This is a genomic window from Bacillus sp. JJ1566, assembly GCF_036962685.1.
Lineage (GTDB): Bacteria > Bacillota > Bacilli > Bacillales > Bacillaceae_L > Ferdinandcohnia.
In genome coordinates, this window is the sequence record NZ_JBALOP010000011.1 from 30,825 (window position 1) to 37,585 (window position 6,761).

6 protein-coding genes and 1 tRNA gene are annotated in these 6,761 nt (G+C 36.0%); 5 read left to right on the forward strand and 2 right to left on the reverse strand.

Going from position 1 to position 6,761, the window contains the following annotated elements; translation table 11 throughout:
- Positions 1-219: 219 nt before the first annotated feature.
- Positions 220-1,323 carry a type I restriction endonuclease gene (locus V7112_RS06285; RefSeq protein ID WP_335416837.1) on the reverse strand — a complete coding sequence of 368 codons (1,104 nt, stop codon included), beginning with the start codon at positions 1,321-1,323 and terminating at the stop codon, positions 220-222.
- Positions 1,324-1,615: 292 nt separating this feature from the next.
- Between V7112_RS06285 and V7112_RS06290 the strand changes: the two genes are divergently transcribed.
- Positions 1,616-1,712: transfer RNA gene (locus V7112_RS06290), tRNA-Sec, on the forward strand.
- Positions 1,713-1,799: 87 nt separating this feature from the next.
- Here the strand turns inward: V7112_RS06290 and V7112_RS06295 are convergent.
- The gene (locus V7112_RS06295; protein WP_335416839.1) at positions 1,800-2,825 is read right to left on the reverse strand and encodes a PTS transporter subunit IIC; all 1,026 of its coding nucleotides are present in this window, start codon (positions 2,823-2,825) and stop codon (positions 1,800-1,802) included.
- 335 nt (positions 2,826-3,160) lie between these two features.
- On the opposite strand from V7112_RS06295, the gene selD reads away from it, so the two are divergent.
- The 4 genes from selD to phnC all read left to right on the forward strand — a co-directional run bounded on the left by selD (position 3,161) and on the right by phnC (position 6,698).
- The gene (selD, locus tag V7112_RS06300) at positions 3,161-4,213 is read left to right on the forward strand and encodes a selenide, water dikinase SelD (RefSeq protein ID WP_335416841.1); all 1,053 of its coding nucleotides are present in this window, start codon (positions 3,161-3,163) and stop codon (positions 4,211-4,213) included.
- A gap of 70 nt (positions 4,214-4,283) precedes the next feature.
- Positions 4,284-5,177, forward strand: coding sequence for a phosphate/phosphite/phosphonate ABC transporter substrate-binding protein (gene phnD, locus V7112_RS06305; RefSeq protein WP_335416843.1), 894 nt, complete (start codon positions 4,284-4,286; stop codon positions 5,175-5,177).
- Between the two features lie 11 nt (positions 5,178-5,188).
- Entirely contained in the window at positions 5,189-5,944 is a 756-nt protein-coding gene (phnE, locus tag V7112_RS06310; protein ID WP_335416845.1) for a phosphonate ABC transporter, permease protein PhnE, read from the forward strand.
- 16 nt (positions 5,945-5,960) lie between these two features.
- Entirely contained in the window at positions 5,961-6,698 is a 738-nt protein-coding gene (gene phnC / locus V7112_RS06315; protein ID WP_335416848.1) for a phosphonate ABC transporter ATP-binding protein, read from the forward strand.
- Positions 6,699-6,761: the final 63 nt, after the last annotated feature.

Consider the following 6,761-nt stretch of genomic DNA (forward strand, 5'->3'; position numbering starts at 1 on the left):
AAAGCTTTGTATTAGTGATAGAGAAAGCAAAAAATAAATAATTGGTTTATATAAAAGGTTTACAACGGACTATTGGATTGTATAAACAAGCTTAAAATCTCTGTAATGAAAGACAAATTAGCAAATCAAGACAAACAGTTTCTTATTATTTGAAAAATGTCGGATAAATAAAAAGAAGGTGTTACCATAATTCGGTGGCACCTTCGATTTTTTTAAAAGCTATTTAACTGTAACTTGATCAAATTGTCTAGCAACTTCTAATATCTCATCCTTGTACTCTAAGATGTCATTTATATTATTTATCTTTATACTCGTTCTATTTACATCATTTAATTGAATGTATTTATTAGTACCGTTTAACCCCAATCTACAAACCCATTTTCTAATTGTATCATCTAGCAAAACATTAAAATAACTTTTGTTATCTCTATAGAATACCCTCGAAGGATCAATTTCTTCTTTAAGAATTAACTTAACTATGACATAACCTTCGATTTCTTCTTCAGTTGTATGTATTTCATCTTCTTTATTTACCTCTACCTCTGTTTCCTCTTTTTCCTTTTCATCATCTAAGGGTACTCTTGGTTGAGCATTTACAATATTTTCCGTTGATGAATTTAATGCCTTTTGCAGTTTATCATTTACTTTTTCATTTACGTATTGATTTAAAGACTTCTTTACTAAGTCTCTAAAGTTATCTATGACCTTTTTTGTTTTAACTCCTTGATAAATATCATTTAGAATGACCCTAATAAAGTCTTCAGAAGGGTTATCCCATTGACGAGCAAGATATTGTTTTATCTCACCTGTATACTTTAATTCTGATGCAGTAGTAAGTACATTATTTACATTAAAATCAGTCTTACGGAATTTTGCAAGTTCAACAATATCAACATCTTTCAGGTCCAACATATTAATAACAAAAAAAGGTTTTTGATCCATTTTGTTTTGCTCTTCTAAATCAGTAAAAAACTTATAAACAATGCCGTTTGTAAGTATGGCAAACTTAGCATTTGTTGTACCAAAATATCTAAATAGTTGAGAATCGTGCTTACCTAACTGTTCATTAATACTTTTTGCTTCAATTAATATTACAGGTTCTTCACCTTGCATTATTGCATAGTCAATTTTCTCACCTTTTTTTATTCCAACATCGGCAACAAATTCAGGTATTAGTTCTTCTGGATTGAAAATATCATAGCCTAAAGATTGAATTAAAGGCATAATTAAAGAAGTTTTAGTTGCTTCTTCGGTTTGAATATTTCCTTTTATTCTCTCAATTCTACTCGCTAGCGATATTATCTGTTGCTTAAATTCTTCCATATACCCCACTCTCCCAATATGTATATTTTACCAATTATTATAACAGAGTTTTTTATCTATTGTCTCATAATTCGAAAACTTCATATTTTTTTATTAATGGTGGATTCAATCCTTAATGTAAAATTTATCGTTATTTTATAAAATATTAAGGTTTGAATACTTTTATTGATTGTAAACATATTAGAATGTCCTAATTCCTTGAAAAAAATGAGTTTATAATTCATAATTAAGACTTATTGGCTAATAAGTAAAGCTCTATGGGTACACTTTAAAAACGTTAATATAACAGCATGGGGTTGGCTGGGGTGCTGGTGTCCCCCTGGATCTTCAAAATCCTGAGGGAGGCGCGTGTCGTCTCCGGTGGGTTCGATTCCCACACAGTCCCGCCAAATATTTTTATTAAAACTAGATTAATGTAAATAATACAAAAAAAACTGGGTAGAAAAAGGAGCTCTCCTTTTCACCCAGTTTTATTTTTATTGTAATTCCATTTTTAAGTCTGTTGCTTTTGTCCATCCAATTACCTTTAAACCATGATAGATAGCCAGAGTTATGATAATCGGAAGGATGATTCCAACAGCAATGTAAATTGATAGAACTATAGCACCCTGCTCAGCTAAAATATTGATTGGTGCGATTAATGAATTAAGCCCAAGCCCTGCTAATTGATATGGAACTTGAAAATCAAAAATCAATGTTGCGATTGGTGCACAAATGACAGCTGCGATAAACGGCGGGATGGCAAGCCTTGGATTTTTGACTAAGTTCGGAAATTGTACCTTAGGCGTAATTAAGGATTGTGCAATGTTAGCCCCAGCATCATTTTGTTTAAATGACATTGCGGTGAATCCAGCAAATTGAACGGTACAACCAATTAAAGCAGCTGCGCTTGACACAGGATCAAGCTGTAAGGCAATCGCTATAGCTGCAGAAGACGCAGGCGACATAAGGAAAATACTCCAAACAAGAGATATGACCATAGGTCCAATAATTGGAGAATCAGCAACAGATTCAGCGATTTGCGCGCTTAATAGTTCTAATAAAGGAGTTGTAATAATTGATAAAAACACACCAGCGATGCCTCCTACAAGAATAGCTGCAAAAGGTATGGCCATCATATCAAGTTTTGTTTTTCCTGCAACCCGTTTACCTACCCATGTAGCGATTACTGCAGCCATTACTGCACTTAATGGTTGTCCTGTTACCAATGTGACACCATTTTCAGTAAGCTGAACAGCACTCGCTCCTACCGTAGCACAAGCCATTGCACTGAAAATGACTAGTGTATTACCTCCAAGCTGGTACGCGATGCCTGCCCCTAGTGCTGGTGCTAACATGAGTTGTGCCGAAACTCCGATTATAGTAAAGCCTTCCCAACCAGTAAAGGTTCCCAGTGATTCCATAAGAAGACCAATTCCAAGTGTAACTAAAACTGCATTTGCAAGTCCTTGTGAAGCTTTATACATCCGATCAATCAAATACTTTTTCGTTGAATGTTTCATTGTGTAATCCCCCTGATGTGTTAATTTCAGAATATATGTTTTTGTTTGAATAATGTACTTTCTGATTAATTGTTATCATAATATAGTTATTTTCAGATAATGTCAACAATTATATTTATTCAAAAACCTTAAGAACGCTTTCATTTGGTTATTCAGATGAAATCCTCACTAGATACCTCTAATTGTTATATTATCTAAGTATAATTTTAATTTTGTCTTAATAAGATAAAAATTCAAATTAATTTCTATTACTAAGTTTCTTATGCTAAAATTAGTTTTGAAAATTAGGTGCCTAGTTTGGTACCAAAATATTGAGTGTGGAAGGAGTGACGTTGATGTCTAAGAAGGAAGAAATCATTAAATTGACCTCCCTTTCAACAAAAGCTGGCTGAGGATGCAAAATTGGTCCTGAGGACCTGGCGCAGGTTCTGCGTCAATTACCGAAAGCTACACCAAATCCAAATTTATTAGTTGGTCTTGATACCCCTGATGATGCAGGTGTATATAAAATCAATGATGAGCTTGCACTTGTGCAAACACTAGACTTTTTCACCCCAATTGTGGACAATCCATACATGTTTGGACAGATTGCTGCAGCAAATGCATTAAGTGATGTCTATGCAATGGGAGGAAAACCTATCACGGTTATGAATATTGTCGCCTTCCCTATTAATACACTAGATAAAAGTATTTTAGCGGAAATTCTAGCGGGTGCTGCCGAAAAAGTGAGAGAATCAGGAGCTTCCTTAGTTGGCGGTCACTCCATAGATGACAAAGAACCGAAATTTGGTTTATCTGTAACTGGTACAATCCATCCTAGTCGAATTCGTGCCAATTCCGGTGCAAAGCCTGGTGACCGACTTATTTTAACGAAGCCAATCGGTGTTGGGATTTTAACAACTGCGATTAAAAGAGACCTTTTAGGGCAAGAGGATATTGAAAAAGTTACAGAGGTCATGGCAACATTGAATAAAAAAGCTGCCGAGGTAATGGATAACTATCATGTCAATGCTTGTACAGATGTAACTGGGTTTGGCCTACTTGGTCATGCTATGGAAATGGCCGAAGGAAGCAATGTAGGGATGACAATTCAGTTTGCAAATGTCCCTATTTTACCAAGAACAAAAGAACTCGCTGAACAAAAGGTAGTTCCAGGTGGTACAAAGAAAAACCACGCTTGGTTAGCCGAACGAGTGGAATTTAGTGCTACTCTCGATGAGCTTGATCAACTCATTTTATGTGATGCGATTACGTCTGGCGGACTTCTTGTATCTGTTCCAGAGGATGAAGCCGATAAAGTGCTGCAAGAACTACGTGAGAATAATGTTGATGCTAGCATTATTGGTGAAGTAACAAGCGAAAAACCTGGTTTTATTAAGGTAGTTTAAAGGACTCGATATTGAGTCCTTTTTGGATTGTTAGGAAATAATAACGAAAAAATTAAATGAGGTGCCTATTTTGAAAAAGAGAAAGATTTATGCTTTTCTTCTAGTTATTAGCGTCCTGCTAGCTGGCTGTGGGTCAAATGCTGGTGATGAAAATAAAAATAATAAAGAAGAAGCTTTTACAATCGGTGTTATACCTGTCCAAACTGTCGGTGAAATGGAAACTGCTATGGATAAGCTTCAATCTATTTTAACGAAAAAACTAAACCGTGAAGTATCCGTCGAAGTATATCCCGATTATAACGGTGTTGTTGAAGCGATGAATTATAATAAAATTGATATGGCCTATTTTGGTCCATTAACCTATGTTGTAGCTCACGAAAAAAGTGGTGCAAAAGCGATCATTACTCAATTGATTGACGGTGAGCCATTCTATCATTCCTATATTATCACCCATAAAGATAGTCCATTGAATTCAATTGATGATTTAGTAGCAAACTCTAAGGAAATTGATTTTGCTTTTGGTGATATTAATTCAACTTCTGGTTCTCTCATCCCTTCAATTGAACTTAAGGATCGAGGAGTATTTGAATCTGAGGATGTGCATCAATTTAAAACTGTCCGCTACACGGGGTCCCATGATGCAACTGCTTTGGCTGTTCAAAATCAACAAGTTGGTGCTGGTGCCATTGATAGTGCGATTTATAATCAGCTTGTTGAGTCAGGAAAAATTGATGGTTCCTTATTTAAAACAATCTGGCAATCTGAAAAATTATTTCAATATCCATGGGCAGTTCATAAGGATACAGATGACGAAACCATTCAAAAACTAAAAGATGCCTTCCTAGCTATCGATGATGAAGAGATTCTGGCTGCTTTTGGTGCAAGTGGATTTACAGAAGCGACAGATTCAGATTATGAAAGCATCCGCCAAGCTGCAATTAAACAAGGAATTATAAATGAATAGAGCTGATCTACATGTGGTTTAAACGAACTACTCTACTATCTGTAGTTCTATTAGTGATTGCGGTTATTGTAAGTATGAGAATAACCGAGTTTGATCTTTCCAAATTTCGTGATTTTCGAAATATGATTGATTTTCTCTCACAATGGTTTCCAATGGATTATACAAGTTTGCCTCGGATGCTCAGGGATAGTGCAGAAACACTTGCGATGGCGTTTTTAGGAAGTGTGTTTGGTCTTATTATTGCATTGCCAATCAGTTTTCTTGCTGCAAAAAATACTTCCCCTTCTACCATTGTTTTCAATCTTACAAGAATTGTAATGAGCTTTGTTCGCTCTATTCCAGAAATTGTGTTCGGATTAATTTTATTAACGGCGTTAGGGCTCGGCCCCTTCCCTGCCGTTCTTGCAATTATGTTTCATAATATTGGGGTGCTTGGAAAATTAATTTCTGAACTGATTGAATCGGCAGAACCTGGTCCACACGAAGCGATGAGAGCAGTCGGTTCAAAAAACTGGTTAGCATCTCTTTTTAGCATACTTCCACAAATTTGGCCTAATGTGTTATCCCAATATTTTTACCGCTTTGAGGTTGCGATTCGAACCTCCCTCATCCTAGGTTTTATTGGTGGAGGAGGAATTGGCCAACGTCTTTTTAATGATTTTAAAAGCTTTCAATATTCTTCCGTTTCGTTGGACGTGTTCTTAATCATGTTAATTGTCATCATTGTTGACGGATTAGGAAGTTATGTACGGAATAAGGTTATTTAACGGGGGTAGACATAAAATGATTGAATTGAATAACGTAACGGTCTACTATCCGAATTCAGTAAGGCCAGCTCTATCCTCAGTGGATCTCAGATTGGATAAAGGCGAATTTGTCTGTGTACTCGGGAAAAGTGGCGCAGGGAAATCAACGCTCATCCGTTGTATGAATGGCCTCCAACAGCCAACAAGTGGTGAAGTGCTTTGGAATGGTGAACCATTAACCAATAAAAATAAGGAAAAACAGCGCCTGATTCGGAGAGAAATGGGAATGATTTTTCAGCATTTTAACCTAATCCCCCGCTTGACGGTATTGCAAAATACGTTAACAGGCATATTCGGCTATCGGAGTTCGATGAAAAATTTGCTAGGGATTTTTTCTAAGGAAGAAATCAACAATGCAAAACGTGTGTTGGGAGTCGTTGGTCTTTCTGAATTTGAGGATCGTCGGATCGAGCATTTAAGTGGCGGGCAAAAGCAGAGGGTTGGAATCGCCCGTGCCTTATTGCAAAAACCTCGTGTTTTTTTAGGGGATGAGCCGGTTGCAAGCTTAGATCCAGGTACAGCCAATCGTATTTTTACATTACTTAAGGAATTACATGATCGCCATAGACTTTTATCTATAATGAATCTTCATGATGTAGAACTTGCAAAACAGTTTGCAACAAGGCTGATTGCATTGAAAAATGGTGAGATTATTTTTGATGGAAAGCCTGAAGAGTTTACTCAGGAGATGTATGAGCAGACGTACAATTCGTAAGGATGTTCTTTCTATAGGAAGTAATTGTTTTCTTTTTTGTGAATTGTTATACTTCTTATATAT

Bases quoted from the DNA above. Each gene is read 5' to 3' on its own strand.
- phnE (WP_335416845.1), top strand. From the start codon at position 5,189: ATGTGGTTTAAACGAACTACTCTACTATCTGTAGTTCTATTAGTGATT.
- V7112_RS06295 (WP_335416839.1), bottom strand. From the start codon at position 2,825: ATGAAACATTCAACGAAAAAGTATTTGATTGATCGGATGTATAAAGCT.
- phnC (WP_335416848.1), top strand. From the start codon at position 5,961: ATGATTGAATTGAATAACGTAACGGTCTACTATCCGAATTCAGTAAGG.
- V7112_RS06285 (WP_335416837.1), bottom strand. From the start codon at position 1,323: ATGGAAGAATTTAAGCAACAGATAATATCGCTAGCGAGTAGAATTGAG.